The sequence below is a fragment of the Hymenobacter negativus genome (genome assembly GCF_017571495.1).
In the GTDB taxonomy this organism is placed as follows: Bacteria; Bacteroidota; Bacteroidia; order Cytophagales; family Hymenobacteraceae; genus Hymenobacter; species Hymenobacter negativus.
On the sequence record NZ_JAGETZ010000013.1, the window covers coordinates 91,055 to 108,496 of the forward strand.

Sequence of the window (17,442 nt, forward strand, 5' to 3'; positions counted from 1 at the left end):
GAGCGTAGCCGAAGAATATCTACCGCGAGAGTAATTAATTACTGTTGCCCGTGAGATGCTTTGGCTACGCTCAGCATGACGTTCTGTTAGTTGCCGTTCTTCTAAATAATTAATTACCACCCGTGCGGAACCTGTTTCTTTTCTTATTTCGCTTTCGCGGGGCGCTGGTATTTAGCTTGTTGGAAGTTTTCAGCCTTTATCTGTTCGTTACCAATAACTCTTATCAGCGGGCGGCGTTTTTTCATTCGGCCAATGCGTATGCCGGCGTGGTGCTGGCCCGCCGTACTCAGATAGCTGATTACTTCCATCTGGCCGAGGTCAACCAGCAGCTGGCCGTTGAAAATGCGGGCCTGCGCCAGCAGCTTTACCTGCCCGATACCACCCGGCGCGAAGCCGATTCGGTGGCCATTCCACCGGCCCGAACTGACTCACTCCGGCGGGTGCGCTACTTGCGGCCCGCCGCCAAGCCCGATACTTTGCTGCTCGGACAGCAGCGGTTGGCTGCTCGCGACCCTAGTTATCCACTTATTCCGGCCCGAGTTATCAACAGTGCGCTCTATAATGTGGATAACTACATCACATTGAACGTGGGTCGCGCCAATGGTGTGCAGCCGGGCTTGGGCGTGGTGGGGGCCGACGGGGTGGTGGGCCGCGTGAAAGTGGTGAGCGAACATTACGCCACCGTGTACAGCCTGCTACACTCACAGACCCGCATCGCATCCAAAATCAAGCGCGATAACACGTTCGGTACCATCCGGTGGCTGGGCGATGACCCAACCCATGCCTTGCTCGACAACGTGCTGCGCGAAACCAAGCTCGTGAAAGGCGACACCATCGTGACCTCCGGCTACAACGCGGTATTTCCGGAAGGCATTTTCGTGGGCACCATCGATTCTTTTGTGAAGGAGCCGGACAAGAATTTCTGGACCATCCGGGTGAAGCTGGGCGTCAATTTTGCGAATCTGACCTACGTGTATGTGGTGACCAACCGCGGCCGGTCCGAGCGCGATACCCTGGAAGTGCACACGGGCATTCAGCCGAAAGGAGGAGAGCATCCATGAGCGGACTACGATTTATCCTGATTCAGGTGTTGCGCTTCGGCCTGTATGCGGGCGTGCACGTGCTGCTGATTAGCCGACTGGTGCTATTCGACTTGGGCTGGTGCTTTTTCTACCTGGGCTTCCTGTTGTTTTTGCCCATCAATACGCCCATTGTGGTCCAGCTGCTGTTGTCGTTTGCCATGGGGCTCACGATGGATATTTTCTACGATACCGGGGGGCTGCACGCGGCGGCGGCGGTATTGCTGGGCTTCCTGCGGCCGTGGGTACTGCGTCTGCTTACCCCGCGTGATGGTTACGACAGTGCCGATACCGTGAACGTTCACCAGATGGGCTGGCAATGGTTCACGGTGTACCTCTCGCTGCTGGTGCTGCTGCACCACACGGCATTCTTCCTGCTGGAGCTGGGCAGTTTCCTGCATTTCGGCATCACGCTGGGTAAAGTTCTGGTAAGTGCACTCTTTACCAGCCTTGCGCTGTTAATTGTGCAGCTGCTGTTTTTTCCGGTGCGGAGGGGGAGAAATTAGAAGTTGATTTTGTTATGCCTATCAATTAGCACGTCATGCTGAGCGTAACCGAAGCATCTCTACCGCAGGAATAAATAATTACTTCGGCACGTGAGAGGCTTCGGCTACGCTCAGCATGAAGTTCAAGAGAATCCAAACTATCAATGCAGTACCTCGAAGGCCGCAAATACGTTGTCCAAGGCATCTTTTTGGTGGTGGCCCTCATCTTCCTCACGCGCCTGTTTTTTATGCAGGTGTTGGACGGAACGTATAAGCTAGCGGCCGACAAGAACACGCTTCAGCGCCTGGTGCAGACGCCGTACCGGGGCCTGATTTACGACCGCAAGAACCTGCCGCTGGTGCAGAACACACCCGTGTACGACCTTATGGTGGTGCCCCGGGAAGTGAAGCAGCTCGACTCGGCCAAGTTTTGCGAGCTGCTGCAGATTCCGATTGAGGACCTGCGTGCCCGCATGCTGGCGGCCAAAAAGTACTCGCGCAACAAGCCCTCGCCCGTAGTGCAGAACCTGACGACGCAGGATTTGGCCGCGATTCAGGATAAGTTGATGGACTTTCCTGGCTTCCGGCCGCAGACGCGCATGGCGCGGGCCTACAACACGCATAATCTGGCCCACGCCCTGGGCTACGTAGGTGCCATTACGCCGGCCTTCCTCGAAAAGCCGAAGTACGCGAAGTACCAGCCGGGCGAGAATATCGGGATTTCGGGTCTGGAAGCGTACTACGAAAGCACGCTGATGGGCCGCCGGGGCGTGCAATTCAAGATGGTGAACGTGCGCGGCATCGAAAAAGGCAAGTTCCGGGATGGCGAGTTCGATACGCTCTCGGTGGCTGGACAGGACCTGCACCTGACCATCGATTCGGAGTTGCAGGCGTATGGTGAGAAGCTGCTGGCTGGCCGCCGTGGCTCCATCGTGGCCATCGAGCCGAAGACGGGCGAAATCCTGGCCTTCGTGTCGGCCCCGCATTTCGACCCCGCGCTACTTACTGGCAAAGGCGCGGGCAACCGCTACATGGACCTGTTGAACAACCCCAACCTGCCGCTATTCGACCGGCCCCTACAGGCGTCGTACTCGCCGGGCTCGGTTTTCAAGCTGGTGAATGAACTAGTGGCTTTGCAACTGGGCGTGGTCACGCCCAACACGCCTTTCGAGTGCAATCAGAAGCTGGTGCACTGCACTCACCGCCACGAATATCCGCGCAACGTGGACATTGCCATTAAGCAAAGTTGCAACCCCTATTTCTACCAGGTGATGCGAGCGGCCATCCTGCGCGGCCAGGCCCCCAACAAGTACGACGACTCCCGCATTGGCCTGGCGCAGTGGCAGAAGATGGTGAAGTCCTTTGGCCTCGGCGAGAAGCTGGGGGTGGACATGAGCCAGGAAAAGCGCGGCCTTATTCCCTCGCCAGAGTTTTATGACAAGAAGTTCTTCGACAAGAAGCGCAACCGCCAGCAGCGCTGGAGCTACCGCAACGTGTACTCGCTCAGCATTGGGCAGGGCGAGGTGCAGGTAACTGGCATTCAGATGGCCAACATCCTGGCTACTATTGCCAACCGCGGCTGGTACTACACACCGCATTTCGTGCGCGGCATTGGCAACGGCGGCCCGCTGCCGCAGTTCCAGCAAAAGCACTTTACTGCCGTCGATACGACGCTGTTCAAATACGTCATCCCCGGCATGCAGATGGTAGTAGACGGCAACGGTGGTACCGGCGAGCTGGCTTCGCTGGCCCAGTTTGGCATCACCATGGCCGGTAAAACCGGCACCGTACAAAACCCCCATGGCTTCGACCACGCCACTTTTGCCGCCTTTGCCCCGGTGAATGACCCGAAAATTGCCATCGCCGTGTTCATCGAAAACAGCGGTTTCGGCGGTACCAGCGCGGCCCCCGCCGCCGGCCTTATGATTGAGAAGTACCTGCGCGGCCACGTAGCCGGCTACCGCAAGCGTTGGGAAGATTGGGTGATGTACGGCGACTTCACCCGGAAGCTGCACTCGATGTAGGGCTGGCAAATAGGAAAAGAGAACGTCCTGCTGAGCGCAGTCGAAGCGTGATGTTCTCTGAGAAGTGCCCAACCTTTCGCGCCCATCCCCGGTTTTACCTCCTCACAACCCCCGAAAACACATGGAATCCCTTCAAGGAAAAGTCGCCCTTGTTACTGGCGCGGGCAAAGGCATCGGCCGCGCGGTAGCCCTCGCCCTAGCTGCTGAAGGCGTGCAGGTTGGCCTGCTGGCCCGCACCGCCAGCGACCTGCAAGAAGTAGCCGCCGAAATCATTGCGGCCGGAGGCAACGTCATCACTACCGTAGCTGATGTGGCCGACCGCCTCGCCGTGAACCTGGCCGTGGCCCGAATTCACGAAGAGTTGGGACCGATTGACATCCTCATCAACAACGCCGGTATTGGAAGCTTCGCCAAGTTTCTGGAGATGGAGCCCGAGCAGTGGGAGCACATCATCCAGGTAAACGTGATGGGCACCTACTACGTGACCCGTGCCGTATTACCCGTGATGATTGCGCGCCAGACCGGCGACATCATCAACATTTCTTCCACCTCCGGCCTGCGGGCCGCCGCCGGCAGCAGCGCCTATAGTGCCTCCAAATTCGCCGTCATGGGCCTCACCGAAGCCCTGATGCAGGAGGTGCGCAAGCACAACATCCGCGTGTCGGCCCTCACACCGAGCACCGTGGCCACGCCACTGGCCATCGGCAACAACCTCACCGACGGCAACCCCGAAAAGGTGATGCAGCCCGAGGACCTGGCCGAGTTCATGGTGTCGCAACTGAAGCTAAACCGCCGCATCTTTATCAAAGAGGCAGGCATGTGGTCGACTAATCCGTAACTCAGGTTTTGCTGGTTGCCAAGGCGCCCCCGTGACGTGAGTTGCGGGGGCGCCTTACTCTTTCCGGCCATCTGTATAGTGCTTTGGAAGCAGCATAACAATTTGATTATGCAGGGCTAATGTTGAAAGAGGGAGCTTTGCGCCTCCTTAATTCAGTCCATTTCCATGAAGCATTTCATACGCCTTGCTACTTGTGCCGTCGCGGCGCTTGCCCTCACGCAGTGCAGCACCGACCGCGCAGCCGAGGTGAAACCCATCGCCCCGGCCCACCTAGCTGATGCCACAGCCGTTGGAACCCTGGTTGGCCCGCTGGCCGAGAAGAAATTCTACAAGCTATTTGACGGCTACAAAAGCGGCGATGATTTTGAAGGTAGTGGCGTGTACGTCAACGGCGGACGCTACTACGTGGTGTTCGACAACCGCTACAAGCTTGGCTCCATCGCCAGCAGCCTACCCGAAAATAGCGCCCAGAACACGCTCACTGGGAGCGGCTCGGGCTCGTCCAACTTTGAGGCCATCACCTACGACGCCAACAATACCCCACATTACTATGTGACAGAGGAAACCGTGCCGCACAATGGCGCCTATTATCCCCGTGTTCGCCAGTACGATGCCAGCTTGGGCTACCAGAACAGCCTCTGGACTGATGTCGCTTTCAGCAGTGCCAACAGCAACAAGGGTTTCGAGGGTACCGCCTATGTGCGCCGCGACTCCGACGACTACCTTCTGGGCCTTATTGAAGGCACTGGTCAAATCAAAGTCCTGAAGAAAACCAGCAGCGGCTGGGTCACCCAGGCCACCATGACTGTGCCCGTGGCCTTCCCCGACTACAGCGATATTGACATCTCGGGTAGCCGAGTGGCCATTACCACCCAAGAGGGTAGCCAGCTGTGGGTAGGTACTCTCAGTCCTCTCACCTGGAGCTTTACCGATGCCGGCCGCGTCTATGATTTTCCGCGCGGCAGTAGTACCGGCACGGTGGGCGCCGGCTCCAACGTACTTTATGGCAACATTGAGGGCGTGAGTTGGGTTGACGCTACCACTTTGGTCTGCGTCAGCGACAAGGCCGGTAACTCGCAGCCCAGCTACCAGCAGTACAAGGACCAGAGCATCCACGTATTCCGGCTACCGTAGTAAGGGCAGTTAGATAGGCGGTTGGCGGCACTGGCCTAGATTCGAACTACTTAAAAGCGAGTGATAAGGCCAATCGGTTAGCTAGGCGTAGCCAAAGCGTTGTGTATGACCAGCGTTTCGTAATCTGGTAGAGCAGCGGTTTGCTTTCTGTCTAGAGCTTATCGAACGGAACATCCTGAATTGGATACGATTTCCATTCCTTATAATCGAAGTGCCACCACTCGGCTGGCAGCACCGTGAAGCCATGCGCTTCCATGAGGCGGCGCAGCAGGTCGCGCTGTTCGCGCTGCCGGGCTGTGCCGCCGGTATAAGTTGCGTAGGAGCGGGGGCTCATCTCGTCATAAGCGCCGGGCATCTCAATTTCCTGACCTGTGGCGAGGTTGCACAAGCTCAGGTCGACGGCGCAGCCCCGGTTGTGACGTGAGCCCTTGCGCGGGTCGGCCACAAACTCCCTTTTGGCGGCGGGCGTGCGGTCCCACATCTGTTTGGTGATGCGCCAGGGCCGGTAGCCGTCGAACACCAGCAGTCGGTAGCCCAGCGGCTTTAGCTCCGCATTCACCTGCACCAGCGCTTCAGCCGCGGGCCGCTGCAAAAATACCCGCGCCTGCGGATACAGCACCTGCCCCATAAAATTGTGCACCGTAGCATAGCGGATATCCAGCTTGATAGTCGGGTCGAGCCGAACCAGTTCCACCAGCTCATTGGCTTGAAACGGGCCGGCTTCATGCGGCGGCTGAGCCGCGCAGCTGCTACAAATGATAAGGAAGAGCAGCAGCCACAAGCGTTGAATAACGGCATCCGCCTTGTTCAGGCTAGCATACTGGGTAAATGGAGAAGTGTTAGTCCACATTTGCTGAAAGGACTAGTGACGTTTGGAACTGCCTTTCGGCAAATCTTTTACGGCAATGCCCGGCTGCCCTTTGTCTTTGAAGCCTTGAAACACGCCATATTCTGCCAGCACTTTTCGCTTGGTTAAAACTGAATCGAACACTAAGCCGGTTGGCCTTACTTTGTAATATAGGGTGGGGACATACATCATTCGGTGTTGCCCTTTTTCATCGTCCCATTCTTCGCCGTAGCCATAAAAACCAGCAAATTCCAATTCTGCATCTTGGTCGTAGTTTTTGGCAGGCCCATTAAATGTGAGTATGGTGTCGATTCTGGTTACCCGATTATTTTGAATGAAATAGCGCCGTGCTAATTCTTTAGATGGTCTGTTGTCGAAGGCGACCAATAGCTCCCCATCAGTCTGCCCAGTTGGTATCCAAATGGGATACCGTTTACGAATTTCTGGCTGTTCAGAAAAATCATAAGTCATCCCATTTGCCGTATCCCTATAAATAACTCTGCCCTTTTGCAAAATCGAAAAGGTAGCTTTTATATCCCACGGGTCATGAATAACAGCTGTAGCTGGTTGCTGAATAGATTTGATAATAACGACTAGGCCCGGTGCCACTGTCCGACGTTCCTCAAATGGAATATGCAAAGCGGGGACATCTTCCAAAGGCGATGCTTGCGCTGATTCAGCGAATGTGTCGGCAGCAGAAATGTGAGTGGCTGCAAGCGTATCGGGTCGCAGCTTCGGAACGGCTTTTGAGGATGGAGTTTCAGCAGTTGCCGAAGTTTTGTTGCTCTCGCAACCAGCTACCAACAACCAGATGAGCAAGGCTCCTACTAAGGAGCGCATGGGTAGACATTGCATGACAGCAATCTGCTTTCGTGGAAATCAGGGCTGAAGGTAGAAGCTTTCAGGCCTTAAGAATAGGGCAGGGCAAATAAAAAAGGCGACCTGAATAGGGCGCCTTTTTCTTCAATCAAAAACTTTCGTTCTACAACAGTCCGCTCATAAAGCCAGGCACAATGCCCAGCACAATGGTCAGCAGCGCCAGCACCACCAACGTTGCGGTCTGGATACCATCGACCGGAACTGGGGTGGCATCGGCCGGAACTGGCTGCATGTACATGGCAATAATGGGGCGCAGGTAGTAATACAGGCCTACCATGCTCATAATCACGGCAAATACCACCAAGCCGATGTAGCCCTGGCCCACGGCCGCAATCAGCAGGAACAGCTTGCCCAGGAAGCCCCCGGTAAGCGGGATGCCGGCCAGTGAGAGCATAGCCACCGTCATCACAAAGGCCAGCAGCGGGTTGGTTTTGCCCAAGCCGTTGAGGCCAGCATAGCCGTCCTGCAGACGGTGCTCATTCACAAGCTTTAGCACGCCGAACGCCGCTACCGTGGCAATGGAATACGCCAGTGAGTAAAAGAAAATGGCACTGGCCGATTCGCCTTGCAAAGCGCCTTTGCTAGCTACGAGTCCGATGAGCAAATAGCCGGCATGGCTTACGCTAGAGTAGGCCAGCATGCGCTTGGGGCTGGTTTGCACGGCCGCACCCACGTTGCCGAGCAGCAGCGTGAGGGCGCACATAGCTTGAATAGTCGGCATCCAGAAGCCCTGGGCACCGGGCAGGGCCACAGCCAGCAGCTTGAGGAAGGCAGCAAAACCAGCCGTTTTCACCACCGTGCTCATGAAGGCGGTGAAGAAAGTGGGCGTGCCCTCATACACATCGGGCGTCCAGAAGTGGAACGGCGCAGCCGACACTTTGAAGCCGATGCCGATAATCATCATCAGAATGCCGATGTAAAGCATCGGTTGCAGGCTGGCATTAGCGGGGGAGGCGATGGCAGTGGCTAACTCTGACAGGACAAACTTGCCAGTAGCACCATACAGCAGCGCAATGCCGAAAAGCAGGATGCCGGTGGCAAACGCGCCCATCAGAAAGTATTTCAGGGCGGCTTCGTTCGAGCGCGAGTCGCGCTTGCGCGAGCCCGCCAATACGTACATGCTGATGCTCAGGATTTCGATGCCCACAAAGAGCATCAGCAGGTGGTCGTAGCCCATCATCATGATGGCGCCCACCAGTGAGAACAGCAGCAAGGCGTAATATTCGGCTAGATTGGGTTCCCCGTCGGTCACGTAGCTGCGCGAGAAGGGCAGCAGCAGGATGGTAGTAAGCAGCACAATGCCCGTGAAGGCCACCGTGTAGTTATTCACTACCAGCATATTGTTGAAGTAGGGCGCATGCACGACGTTCCAGTCGGCGTAGTTGGCCCCGAACACGGCCAACAGCAGCAGCATAGCGCCGGGCAGCAGCACCTTATTCGAGCGCAGGAAGCCCAGGAACAGGTTGAGGATGCCGAAGACGGAGAGGAGAATGATGGAAGTCATGTTGCTTCACCCCACCACCCGGCTCCTTTCCCTCCGGGAGAGGGGGAGCCAGACGATACCTTGGGGCTTTTGGTTTAAGTAAATCAAAAGCCCTCCCCCGGAGGGGAGGGGTTGGGGAGGGGTTAGCGGCCGACCAGCGTCAGGATATTCGCCACGGCCGGCTCCGAGATGTGCAGGAACGAACCAGGGAACAGGCCCAACCAGAACACCAGCGCGATGAGCGGCACCAAAATCAGCAGCTCGCCACCGGTGAGGTCGGTGATGGTTTCGGAGAACGAGGAGTCAGGGCCGAGCATTACACGCTGGAACATGCGCAGCAGGTACACGGCCGAGAAAATGATGGTGAGGCCCGCAATTGCGCCCACCCAGGCATTGTACTGGTACACGCCCGCCAGCAGCAGGAACTCGCCCACAAAGCCGCCGGTGAGCGGCAGGGCCACCGTGCTCAGCAGCATTACCAAGAAGCACACCGAGAGGATGGGCGTGCGACGAGTGAGACCACCCAAGTCCGGGATGTGGCGGGTACCCGTGCGGCGCTCAATGGCATCGGCGATGAAGAACATGCCCACCACGTTCACGCCGTGGGCCAGCATCTGGATGACGGTGCCTTGCAGGCCGATTTGGGTGAGCGAGAACACGCCGGCCGCCATCAGGCCCACGTGGGAGAGGGACGAATAGGCGATGAGGCGCTTCACATCCTGCTGCCGAATGGCGATGATAGCACCGTAAATGATGCCGATAACCGAGAGAATGATAACCGGCTTCTGCCACTGGCTCACGCCCAGCGGCACCACCGGCAGCAGCCAGCGCATGGTGCCATAAATGCCCATTTTCAGCATGATGCCCGAGAGAAGCATAGTGGCCGGCGCGGGGGCTTCGGTGTAAGTATTGGGCTGCCAGGTGTGAAAAGGGAAGATGGGCATCTTCACGGCGAAGGCGGCGAAAATCAGCCAGAACAACCACGACTGCTCTGATGCGCTCAGCTTCAGGCCATAAAATGCGGAAAGCTCTGACGAGTGGGCTGCCAGTGAGCCAGCTGCCGGGCCGGTTTGCAGGTACAGGTACACGAAGCCGGCCAGCATCAGGAGCGAGCCCACTACGGTGTAGAGGAAAAACTTGAGGGTGACGGCGATGCGGCGCTCACCGCCCCAGGCGCCGGCCAGCAGGTAAATCGGAATCAGGGCCACTTCCCAGAAGAAGTAGAACAGGAAGGCATCGAGCGACACAAATACGCCCAGCAGTCCCGTCTGCATAAACAGCACCAGGGCGTAGAACGTGGATGGGTTGTCGTAGTCGCGCTTGAAGGCCGAGAGCAAAATCAGCGGGACCAGGAAAGTGGTAAGCAGTACCAGCAGCAAGCTCAAGCCATCGAGCCCAACGTGAAAGTTGATACCGGCCGAAGGAATCCAGTTGTAGTTGAGGTTGTAGGCGGCCGAGCCATGGGCACTGAAGTCGAACGCGGCGTAGGCCGCAAGACCGAATTCAACGAGCGAGGCCCCGAAAGCGAGGGCGCGGGCGGCGGCTCCCTTAACGAATAGCAGCAGCAGAGCGGCGGCCAAAGGGAGAAAAAGCAGTACAGCAGTCAGCATCAGCAGGCGGATTGGGCGCGTTGCGGCATGGGGGAACCCACTCGCAAATTGACCGCAAACTTACGCACTGCCAGGTAAGGCTGCGCAGTATTTTTGGAACTTCTACGCTTAAGTAGATGACTTGATGCGCGACCGGAAGCTCGTAGCCAATTCTGAAAAGCCAGACAAATTGTGTTTCATAAGCAAAAGATGGCCCCGATTTCTACTGTGGAGTAGTTAGTGCTGCTTGCTTTTGCCGCTTAGCGGATGCACGTCGGCGCTTTTTGACCATGTGTTCCTGCATAATACTTTGGCCCAACCCATAGCGGGTGCGCGTGCTGGACGCAACTGCGCTCGCTAAAGCCGCCCACAACAATTTGCTCGATGAATACCGCCGCCTCTGGCTCGATATCTAGCGGGCCACTTTCCGGCTCATCAGCACGCGTCCGCTGGCATCCAGCCATTGCGCCACATACAGCCCTGAGGACTGAGCGGCAACCGAAACAGACGTCTCGGTGCCAGTGATTGGCTGGCGCAATACTTCGCGGCCCAGTGCATCGAGCAGGCGCACGCTGGCAGCCGTTTTAGCGGGCTGGCGCAGGGTGAGCACCTCCGCAGCCGGGTTGGGGAAGGCCAGGAAACCTGCTGCATCGGCCGCGGCGGCCGTGGCCGTGGGCCGGCAAAAAACGGCCATGATTTTAGTCCACAACTCGTTGTCGAAAGAAGATGCCGCCAGGCGGCTGGCTCCGGCCGAGTTGCCCTGACGCACCACCACGAGGCCCAGACTGGGCACCACGTACACCTTCTGGTCATTTTTGCCGAGGGCGGCAATCATGTCGGCAGGGGCGGCGGGGATGACCGAGCCGGGGAAGTTGGTTTGAGAAGCAGGCAGGCGGTAGCTGCTTTGGCCGTTAATCCACCAGAGGTAGCCGTAGCTGCGGTTGATGGTTTGGCTGGGCGTGGTCATGCGCCGAAAATAGGCTGTGTCGGTCATGATTTGGGTGCCGTTCCAACTGCCCCGGGCCAGGATAAACAGGCCGAAGCGGGCCATGCTGCGGGCTTTGCTGTAGAACACGTCGTTGGCCCACAAGCCCGACATGCCGATGCGGGCACCCAGGCGCTGGCTGGTGTAGCTGCTGATGTTGGTTGCGCCGCTGGCTTGCACCAGCACGTCTTGCAGGGTGCGGTAGGCGCCGGTGTGGTAGGCCCAGCGGCTGGCGGGCGGCGCGAGGTAGAGCAGGCAGCTGGGCGTGGTGCTCTCGTTGTCACAGGGGGCTGGCGGACTGTCGTCGAGCCCGGTCGTCATAGTGAGTTGATGGCGAATAAGGAGTTGACGTTGCTGCGCGCGGGTAGCATTGGTCCAGCGGCCAAGGTACTTGGAGGTGCTATCGGTGATGCTCAGCAAGCCGTCCTGCTGGGCCAGGCCCACCAGCGTAGCCGTGAGCGACTTGCCTGCCGATGCCCAGTACCAGGCCGAATCGGCGGTGTAGGTGCCATAATAGTGCTCCACTACCATCCGGCCATCCTTCAACAGCAGCAAGGACTTGCTGCCCTTGCGCCCGGCAAAGGCAATAAGCGAGTCGAACTGCGGCTGACACCAGCCCAGGCTGGCGGGCGCAGTGGTAGCCCAGGTAGCCCCCGTGACCGGCGGAAAGTAGAGGGCCGTGGGTTGGGCCTGGGCCAGTTCAGTGCTCAAAGCCAGGAGGAGCAGGATGTAGTGTAGGTATCGGAGCATAGCAAGCAGCAAATCAGGATATTTACTGCAAGACACAGCTCGGCCATCCAGGTTTAGCTAAAGCAGCCAAAGGATAGGCGCTAGGAGAGTCTGTAATGTCATAAAAAATAAACCCTTACGATTGTCTGCCAATGATTTATGGCCTGAGTGCTCTTTTTTGAAAGTCCAGTTTTGAAAGATGTTTATTTCTTCTATAACTGTCGGACGGTCACCTTTGCCAGCATCGTTCATCGGCAAGCTGTCAGTTCTTACCTCAGTCTGCATTCCTTTCCCATTTTCATAGCCCTCAGCATGCGCAACTTTACTCTTTTTCTACTAATTACTGGTTTGAATGTGAGCTTGGTCCAGGCCCAAACCAGCGTTAGCTTTGGCCCGCGCTTGGGCGGCAACCTTTCCACGGCCACCTTTAGTAGTTTGGAGCAGACCACTGGCGGCAGCGGCACCCTCACTTCCAGCAGCACGCCGCTGTTGGGTTGGCAAATAGGGATGGCCGCCTCCTTTGGCAAAGGCCCTTGGATGGTGCAGCCAGCCCTGATATTTACCCAGAAGGGCGTGAAGCAAAAAGCAAGCGCATCTGACAGCTTCGGCAGCCAAACCCTTACTGCCACAATTGACGCCACTAGCCGCGTCAATTTTCTCGAGCTGCCCGTCAATGTAGTGTATGCCTTCGGGGCCGATGGTCAGGGCTTCCAAGTATTTGCCGGGCCATACCTGGCAATAGGCGTGGGTGGCAAAGCCGAGATTTCGGAAAAGCTGACTTCCAGCGACCCCAACAGCTTATTCAACGGGGAAGGCAACGGGAGCAAGGGCTATGCCTTTGGCAATACATTCGTGGAACCAGACCCTAACAGCCCGAATGACTTCGCGTTTGATGCCCGGGTGCGTCGGTTCGATGCCGGGGCCAACCTTGGGGTGGGCTACCGCACCGGGCCATTTCAGGTGCAGTTGAGCTATGCTTTCGGCCTGCTGAATGCCCAACCCGATTACCCGGTCAACTACCAGATTGAAAACACCACCGGCTACCACCGCAATACCCAACTTACCGCCACTTACTTTTTGCCCCAGTTCAGCCGGTAGCCCGGTGTTGTATAGGATGCTTGTTCCCACCCTCCGCGTAGCTCGGCCCACCGACAACCTGCCAGCGTTGCTTCGCTTCTACTGCGACGGCCTCGGCCTGCAACAGCTCACCGCTTTCGCTGCGCACAACGGCTTCGATGGCGTAATGCTTGGGCACCCGCAGGCGCCTTACCATCTGGAATTCACGCACCAACCCGGGCATGCCGTTGGCCGGGCCCCCACAGCCGATAATCTCCTGGTCTTCTACCTTCCAGACGCCGCAGAATGGCAAGCCGCCGTGCGGCGTATGGAGGCCACTGGCTTTGCGCCGGTACCATCCTACAATCCGTACTGGGACGAGCTGGGACGCACTTTCGAAGACCCCGACGGCTACCGGGTCGTGCTGCAACGGTCGGCCTGGAGTTTATAGCGGGCAAGCTGAATTGAAGAAAAAATTTGGTGGCAGCAAATCCATTATTAAGTTTGTGTAAGTACTTACATAAATTCTAATGGATTTTTTACAGCAGCTTGGACCCGTAGCATTGGGTAGCCGCCTGCGTCGGCTAAGCGAATACCTCACCAGCGAAGCAGGGAGCATTTACGCCGATTACGGACTGAATTTTCAGCCCCGTTGGTATCCGGTGTTCTATCTGGTAGCGCACCGGCCGGGCATTTCCAGCAATGAAATTGCCGAGCAGATTGGGCATACCCACGCCTCGGTAAGTCAGATTGTGAAGGAACTAGTTGGCAATGGCCTGCTCACAATGACGCCCGATACCCAGGACCAACGCCGCCGGCTGATGGCCCTGACGCTGCTGGGCCACGAGGTGCTGCCGCAGTTGCGCACCCAAACCGACGACGTGCGCCGTAGCATGCAAGCGCTGCTGACGGCTGCAGAGGTAGATTTATGGCGGGCCCTTGACGGCTTCGAGCAGCAGCTCCAGCAGCTTAGCTTGCGCCACCGGGTAGCCGAAGCCCGCACGCAGCGTGAGGCAGCGCCGATGCAACTGCGCGATTTCCGGCCGGGCGACCAGCCCATCTTCCGGCAATTGAACGAAGAATGGATTTCCCACTATTTCACCCTCGAACCGGCGGACTTCAAGGCCCTCGACCACCCCGAAGAATATATCCTGCAGCCCGGTGGCTGCATCCTATTGGCCGAAATCAACCAGCAGGTGGTAGGAACCTGCGCGCTGATAAAAATGCCGGAAGGCAGCTATGAACTGGCTAAAATGGCCGTCTCGCCAGCTGCGCAGGGACAAGGCGTGGGGCTGTTGCTGGGCCAGGCCGCCATTCAGCGCGTGCGGGACCTGGGCGGTGGGCGAGTCTATTTGGAGAGCAACTCGAAGCTTGGGCCCGCCCTGGCCCTGTACCGCAAGCTTGGGTTCCGGGATTTGGCACAGCCGAATCCGTCGCCCTATGACCGGGCCGATGTGCAAATGGAATTGCTGCTAACCTAATGCATACACTTATGCCCGGAACTACCTCCGTTGTGTCGCGCCTTGCGCCCACGCCCAGCGGCTACCTGCACCTCGGCAATGCTGTGAACTTCGTGCTGGCCTGGCTGCTCACGCGGCGGGCGGGCGGCACCCTGCACCTGCGCATCGACGACCTGGACCGCGCCCGCCTGCGCCCGGCGTATCTGGACAACATTTTCCGCGTCATCGACTGGTTGGGCATTGACTACGACCACGGTCCCACCGGCCCCGATGACTTCCTGCGGCACCATTCGCAACTGCTGCACCTGCCCGACTACAACAGCGTGCTGCGTCGTCTGGCCCAACAACCCGATTTGGTACGCGCAAGCCAGCGCACCCGTACCGGCGGCCCGGCGGCTACCGTACCACTTGAAACGCCCGGGGCCGCGTGGCGGGCACACGTTCCTACTGGCACCGAAATCCGCTTTGCAGATGCCTGGCAGGGCAAAGCCGGAGTTCCACTTGGTGCGTTGATGCCGGATTTTGTGATTCGCAAAAAAGACGGTGTAGCCGCTTATCAGGTAGCTTCGGTGGTGGATGACTTGCGGCTCGGCACCACCCTCATTGTGCGCGGACTGGACTTGGAGCCCAGCACGGGCGCGCAGCTCTGGCTGGCCAGCCAGTTATCGGAAACCAGCGCGTTTAATGCCCAGCGCATCGCGTTTCATCACCACCCGCTGCTAACCAACGAGGCCGGCCAGAAACTATCCAAAACGCAGCAGCAGCCGTTAGACACGGGCGTGCTGGGCCAGGCGCAGGGACAGCGGGCCGTATTTGCGGCCGTAGCATCGTTGTTGCACCTGCCAACAACAGCGGGGGAGTCGCTGGCCGCTTTGCAACAAGCGTTCAGCAACTCCCCCGAGATTTGGTAACTCGTTATTTCAGTGAATTATTCCTTCACAAGGCGGGCACGGACGCTGCCCGTTGCAGTACGTGCTTCTAATAGGTAGATACCAGCGGCCAGGCCCGCAACGGGTACCGTGGCCGTGTTGCGGCCCGTGGGTACCGCACCCGTCCACACGAGGCGGCCGTTGAGGTCGGTGAGCAGCAGTTGGGCATTGCCTTTCAGGTGGTCGAGGTCGATTTGCACGGCATCGGAAGCGGGCACCGGGCTGGCCTGAATGCTCAGCCCATCGGGGCCGGGTTGGCCCACGCGCGTGGCCAGCGGGCCCGTGGTCCCAAACACCTTGAATGCCATGGCTTGGTTAACGCTGGTCGCACCAGTACCCGTGCCGGCATCAACCAGCGCCGTCCAGGTGGTGACGCCGGCTGTGGTGCTGCCTTGCAGAGCGTTGGCCCCCGTCTGGGTGCGGGCGCCCACGGTGGTCACGGGCACGTAGAAATGGGTGCCGCCCCCAGTCACGGTCGACGACCAGCTAACCCAGTAGGTGCCGGGCGTCAGCACTACGGCGGGCGCAACGGTGGCCTGCACCTCCCAGACTTTGCGGGTGGTGCCGGGGGCAGCAGGTGTAGGATAGAGGCTGTTGAAAACGCGGTAAGTCAGCGCGTCAGTGGACGTACCCAATCGGTTGGTGGTTGCGTCGCCGAATACTACCGTGGCGCCCGCGGTGCCCGGCTGCCCGCGCCACACGCGAATGGATAAGGTAGCGAAAGGCGAAGGCGTGGCCGCTGCCCCGGTTTGGTAGCCGAAAAAACTGAAGCTATTCACCGTCCAGCTCTGGCCCGCTGGCACCACAAAGTCGTCGGCTAGTTCGAGCGAAGGGCTGAGTGATTGGCTGGCGGTGTAGCCGGAGTTGGTGTTGGCCACGGCCGTGTTGCCGGTGTCGTTCTGGACCTCGCTCCACTGCGTGCCCGTGGGCGCGGCGACCCCGCTTTTGCTGGTAGCCCCGGTAGCAATGGAGCTGGCGGTCAGGCTGGTGGCTCCATTATTGAACAGCGGCGTGCCTGCACTAGGCGTGGTGGTCGTGCCCAGGACCCTGAAGGCCATGGCTTGGTTGACAGTGGTGGCGCCGGTACCGGTGCCAGCATCGGTGAGGGCCGTCCAGGTGGTGGTGCCCGAAGCGGTAACGCCTTGTAGGGCATTGGCCCCCGTTTGGGTGCGGGCACCCACGGTGGTCACGGGCACGAAAAAGTGCGTGGCATTGGCCGTCACGTTGGACGACCAGCTAATCCAGTAAGTGCCGGCAGGCAGTACCAAAGCCGGGGAAACGGTAGCCGCTACTTCCCACACCTTGCGGGTGGTGGTAGGTGCTGCAGCCGTGGGGTACAGGCTGTTGAAAATGCGGTATGCTGCCGCATCGGTGGACGTGCCCAGCCGGTTGGTGGTCAGGTTGCCGAAAACAACGGTGGCGCCCGCGGTGCCTGGCTGCCCGTTCCACACCTGAATGTATAGCTCGGTGAAGGGGGAAGTGGTGGCTCCGGCTCCGGTTTGGTAGCCGAAAAAGTTAAAGCTGCTCACCGTCCAGCTTTGGCCCGCCGGCACCACAAAGTCGTCGGCCAACTGGTAGCTCAGGCTTTGGTTAGCGGTGTAGCCGGAGTTGGTGTTGGCCACGGCCGTGTTGCCGGTGTCGTTCTGGACCTCGCTCCACTGCGTGCCCGTGGGCGCGGCGACCCCGCTTTTGCTGGTAGCCCCGGTTAAAATAGAGCCGTTGGTGAATAGCTGCTGGGCCCAGCTACTGAAAGTAGCGGATGTGAGTAGCGTAAAAACAAGGAAGAGCTTTTTCATTTTTAGGAGTGGAAAGGTGGAAAATGTGAAAGCAATAACAGGTTCAGTCCTTAAATATATATTGTTAGTAATATAAAACAAGCCTTTTTCAAAAAGTAATGTCCTGTCAACGTTGGTATTCAACATTGA

15 protein-coding genes are annotated in these 17,442 nt (G+C 58.3%); 9 read left to right on the forward strand and 6 right to left on the reverse strand.

What is annotated here, in order from left to right:
* Window positions 1-122: 122 nt before the first annotated feature.
* The 5 genes from mreC to J4E00_RS22460 all read left to right on the forward strand — a co-directional run bounded on the left by mreC (window position 123) and on the right by J4E00_RS22460 (window position 5,560).
* Window positions 123-1,061, forward strand: a complete 939-nt coding sequence (gene mreC, locus J4E00_RS22440) for a rod shape-determining protein MreC (protein WP_208177521.1) — start codon at window positions 123-125, stop codon at window positions 1,059-1,061.
* Window positions 1,058-1,585 carry a hypothetical protein gene (locus tag J4E00_RS22445; RefSeq protein WP_208177522.1) on the forward strand — a complete coding sequence of 176 codons (528 nt, stop codon included), beginning with the start codon at window positions 1,058-1,060 and terminating at the stop codon, window positions 1,583-1,585. The genes mreC and J4E00_RS22445 overlap by 4 nt, the downstream gene beginning before the upstream one ends.
* Before the next feature lie 143 nt (window positions 1,586-1,728).
* Window positions 1,729-3,588 (forward strand): penicillin-binding protein 2, encoded by a 1,860-nt coding sequence (gene mrdA / locus J4E00_RS22450; RefSeq protein ID WP_208177523.1) that lies wholly within the window; start codon window positions 1,729-1,731, stop codon window positions 3,586-3,588.
* A gap of 121 nt (window positions 3,589-3,709) precedes the next feature.
* On the forward strand, window positions 3,710-4,426 hold the full coding sequence (locus J4E00_RS22455; RefSeq protein ID WP_208177524.1) for a 3-ketoacyl-ACP reductase: 717 nt from the start codon (window positions 3,710-3,712) through the stop codon (window positions 4,424-4,426).
* Between the two features lie 165 nt (window positions 4,427-4,591).
* Window positions 4,592-5,560: a hypothetical protein gene (locus J4E00_RS22460; RefSeq protein ID WP_208177525.1), complete on the forward strand. Its 969-nt coding sequence runs from the start codon at window positions 4,592-4,594 to the stop codon at window positions 5,558-5,560.
* Between the two features lie 151 nt (window positions 5,561-5,711).
* Here the strand turns inward: J4E00_RS22460 and J4E00_RS22465 are convergent, their stop codons facing one another.
* From J4E00_RS22465 to J4E00_RS22485, 5 genes are all read right to left on the reverse strand, one after another.
* Window positions 5,712-6,410 carry a M15 family metallopeptidase gene (locus tag J4E00_RS22465; protein ID WP_208177526.1) on the reverse strand — a complete coding sequence of 233 codons (699 nt, stop codon included), beginning with the start codon at window positions 6,408-6,410 and terminating at the stop codon, window positions 5,712-5,714.
* 12 nt (window positions 6,411-6,422) lie between these two features.
* Window positions 6,423-7,247: a hypothetical protein gene (locus tag J4E00_RS22470; protein WP_208177527.1), complete on the reverse strand. Its 825-nt coding sequence runs from the start codon at window positions 7,245-7,247 to the stop codon at window positions 6,423-6,425.
* Window positions 7,248-7,389: 142 nt separating this feature from the next.
* Window positions 7,390-8,790 carry an NADH-quinone oxidoreductase subunit N gene (locus tag J4E00_RS22475; protein ID WP_208177528.1) on the reverse strand — a complete coding sequence of 467 codons (1,401 nt, stop codon included), beginning with the start codon at window positions 8,788-8,790 and terminating at the stop codon, window positions 7,390-7,392.
* 122 nt (window positions 8,791-8,912) lie between these two features.
* A complete protein-coding gene (locus tag J4E00_RS22480) occupies window positions 8,913-10,379 on the reverse strand; it encodes a NuoM family protein (protein ID WP_208177529.1) in 1,467 nt (488 codons plus the stop codon).
* Window positions 10,380-10,770: 391 nt separating this feature from the next.
* Window positions 10,771-12,093 carry a serine hydrolase gene (locus J4E00_RS22485; RefSeq protein WP_208177530.1) on the reverse strand — a complete coding sequence of 441 codons (1,323 nt, stop codon included), beginning with the start codon at window positions 12,091-12,093 and terminating at the stop codon, window positions 10,771-10,773.
* 291 nt (window positions 12,094-12,384) lie between these two features.
* On the opposite strand from J4E00_RS22485, the gene J4E00_RS22490 reads away from it, so the two are divergent.
* The 4 genes from J4E00_RS22490 (at window position 12,385) to J4E00_RS22505 (ending at window position 15,499) form a co-directional block, all read left to right on the forward strand.
* The gene (locus J4E00_RS22490; RefSeq protein ID WP_208177531.1) at window positions 12,385-13,170 is read left to right on the forward strand and encodes an outer membrane beta-barrel protein; all 786 of its coding nucleotides are present in this window, start codon (window positions 12,385-12,387) and stop codon (window positions 13,168-13,170) included.
* Between the two features lie 16 nt (window positions 13,171-13,186).
* Entirely contained in the window at window positions 13,187-13,579 is a 393-nt protein-coding gene (locus tag J4E00_RS22495) for a VOC family protein (RefSeq protein ID WP_208177532.1), read from the forward strand.
* A gap of 79 nt (window positions 13,580-13,658) precedes the next feature.
* A complete protein-coding gene (locus J4E00_RS22500) occupies window positions 13,659-14,609 on the forward strand; it encodes a helix-turn-helix domain-containing GNAT family N-acetyltransferase (RefSeq protein ID WP_208177533.1) in 951 nt (316 codons plus the stop codon).
* A gap of 11 nt (window positions 14,610-14,620) precedes the next feature.
* Window positions 14,621-15,499 carry a glutamate--tRNA ligase family protein gene (locus tag J4E00_RS22505; protein WP_208177534.1) on the forward strand — a complete coding sequence of 293 codons (879 nt, stop codon included), beginning with the start codon at window positions 14,621-14,623 and terminating at the stop codon, window positions 15,497-15,499.
* A 17-nt stretch (window positions 15,500-15,516) separates the two neighbouring features.
* Here the strand turns inward: J4E00_RS22505 and J4E00_RS22510 are convergent, their stop codons facing one another.
* Window positions 15,517-17,313 (reverse strand): T9SS type A sorting domain-containing protein, encoded by a 1,797-nt coding sequence (locus J4E00_RS22510; protein WP_208177535.1) that lies wholly within the window; start codon window positions 17,311-17,313, stop codon window positions 15,517-15,519.
* Between the last annotated feature and the right edge of the window lie 129 nt (window positions 17,314-17,442).

Coding starts and splice junctions, on each gene's coding strand:
- J4E00_RS22445 (WP_208177522.1), top strand. CDS start 1,058: ATGAGCGGACTACGATTTATCCTGATTCAGGTGTTGCGCTTCGGCCTG.
- mrdA (WP_208177523.1), top strand. CDS start 1,729: ATGCAGTACCTCGAAGGCCGCAAATACGTTGTCCAAGGCATCTTTTTG.
- J4E00_RS22455 (WP_208177524.1), top strand. CDS start 3,710: ATGGAATCCCTTCAAGGAAAAGTCGCCCTTGTTACTGGCGCGGGCAAA.
- J4E00_RS22460 (WP_208177525.1), top strand. CDS start 4,592: ATGAAGCATTTCATACGCCTTGCTACTTGTGCCGTCGCGGCGCTTGCC.
- J4E00_RS22465 (WP_208177526.1), bottom strand. CDS start 6,410: ATGTGGACTAACACTTCTCCATTTACCCAGTATGCTAGCCTGAACAAG.
- J4E00_RS22470 (WP_208177527.1), bottom strand. CDS start 7,247: ATGCGCTCCTTAGTAGGAGCCTTGCTCATCTGGTTGTTGGTAGCTGGT.
- J4E00_RS22475 (WP_208177528.1), bottom strand. CDS start 8,790: ATGACTTCCATCATTCTCCTCTCCGTCTTCGGCATCCTCAACCTGTTC.
- J4E00_RS22480 (WP_208177529.1), bottom strand. CDS start 10,379: ATGCTGACTGCTGTACTGCTTTTTCTCCCTTTGGCCGCCGCTCTGCTG.
- J4E00_RS22485 (WP_208177530.1), bottom strand. CDS start 12,093: ATGCTCCGATACCTACACTACATCCTGCTCCTCCTGGCTTTGAGCACT.
- J4E00_RS22490 (WP_208177531.1), top strand. CDS start 12,385: ATGCGCAACTTTACTCTTTTTCTACTAATTACTGGTTTGAATGTGAGC.
- J4E00_RS22495 (WP_208177532.1), top strand. CDS start 13,187: ATGCTTGTTCCCACCCTCCGCGTAGCTCGGCCCACCGACAACCTGCCA.
- J4E00_RS22500 (WP_208177533.1), top strand. CDS start 13,659: ATGGATTTTTTACAGCAGCTTGGACCCGTAGCATTGGGTAGCCGCCTG.
- J4E00_RS22505 (WP_208177534.1), top strand. CDS start 14,621: ATGCCCGGAACTACCTCCGTTGTGTCGCGCCTTGCGCCCACGCCCAGC.
- J4E00_RS22510 (WP_208177535.1), bottom strand. CDS start 17,313: ATGAAAAAGCTCTTCCTTGTTTTTACGCTACTCACATCCGCTACTTTC.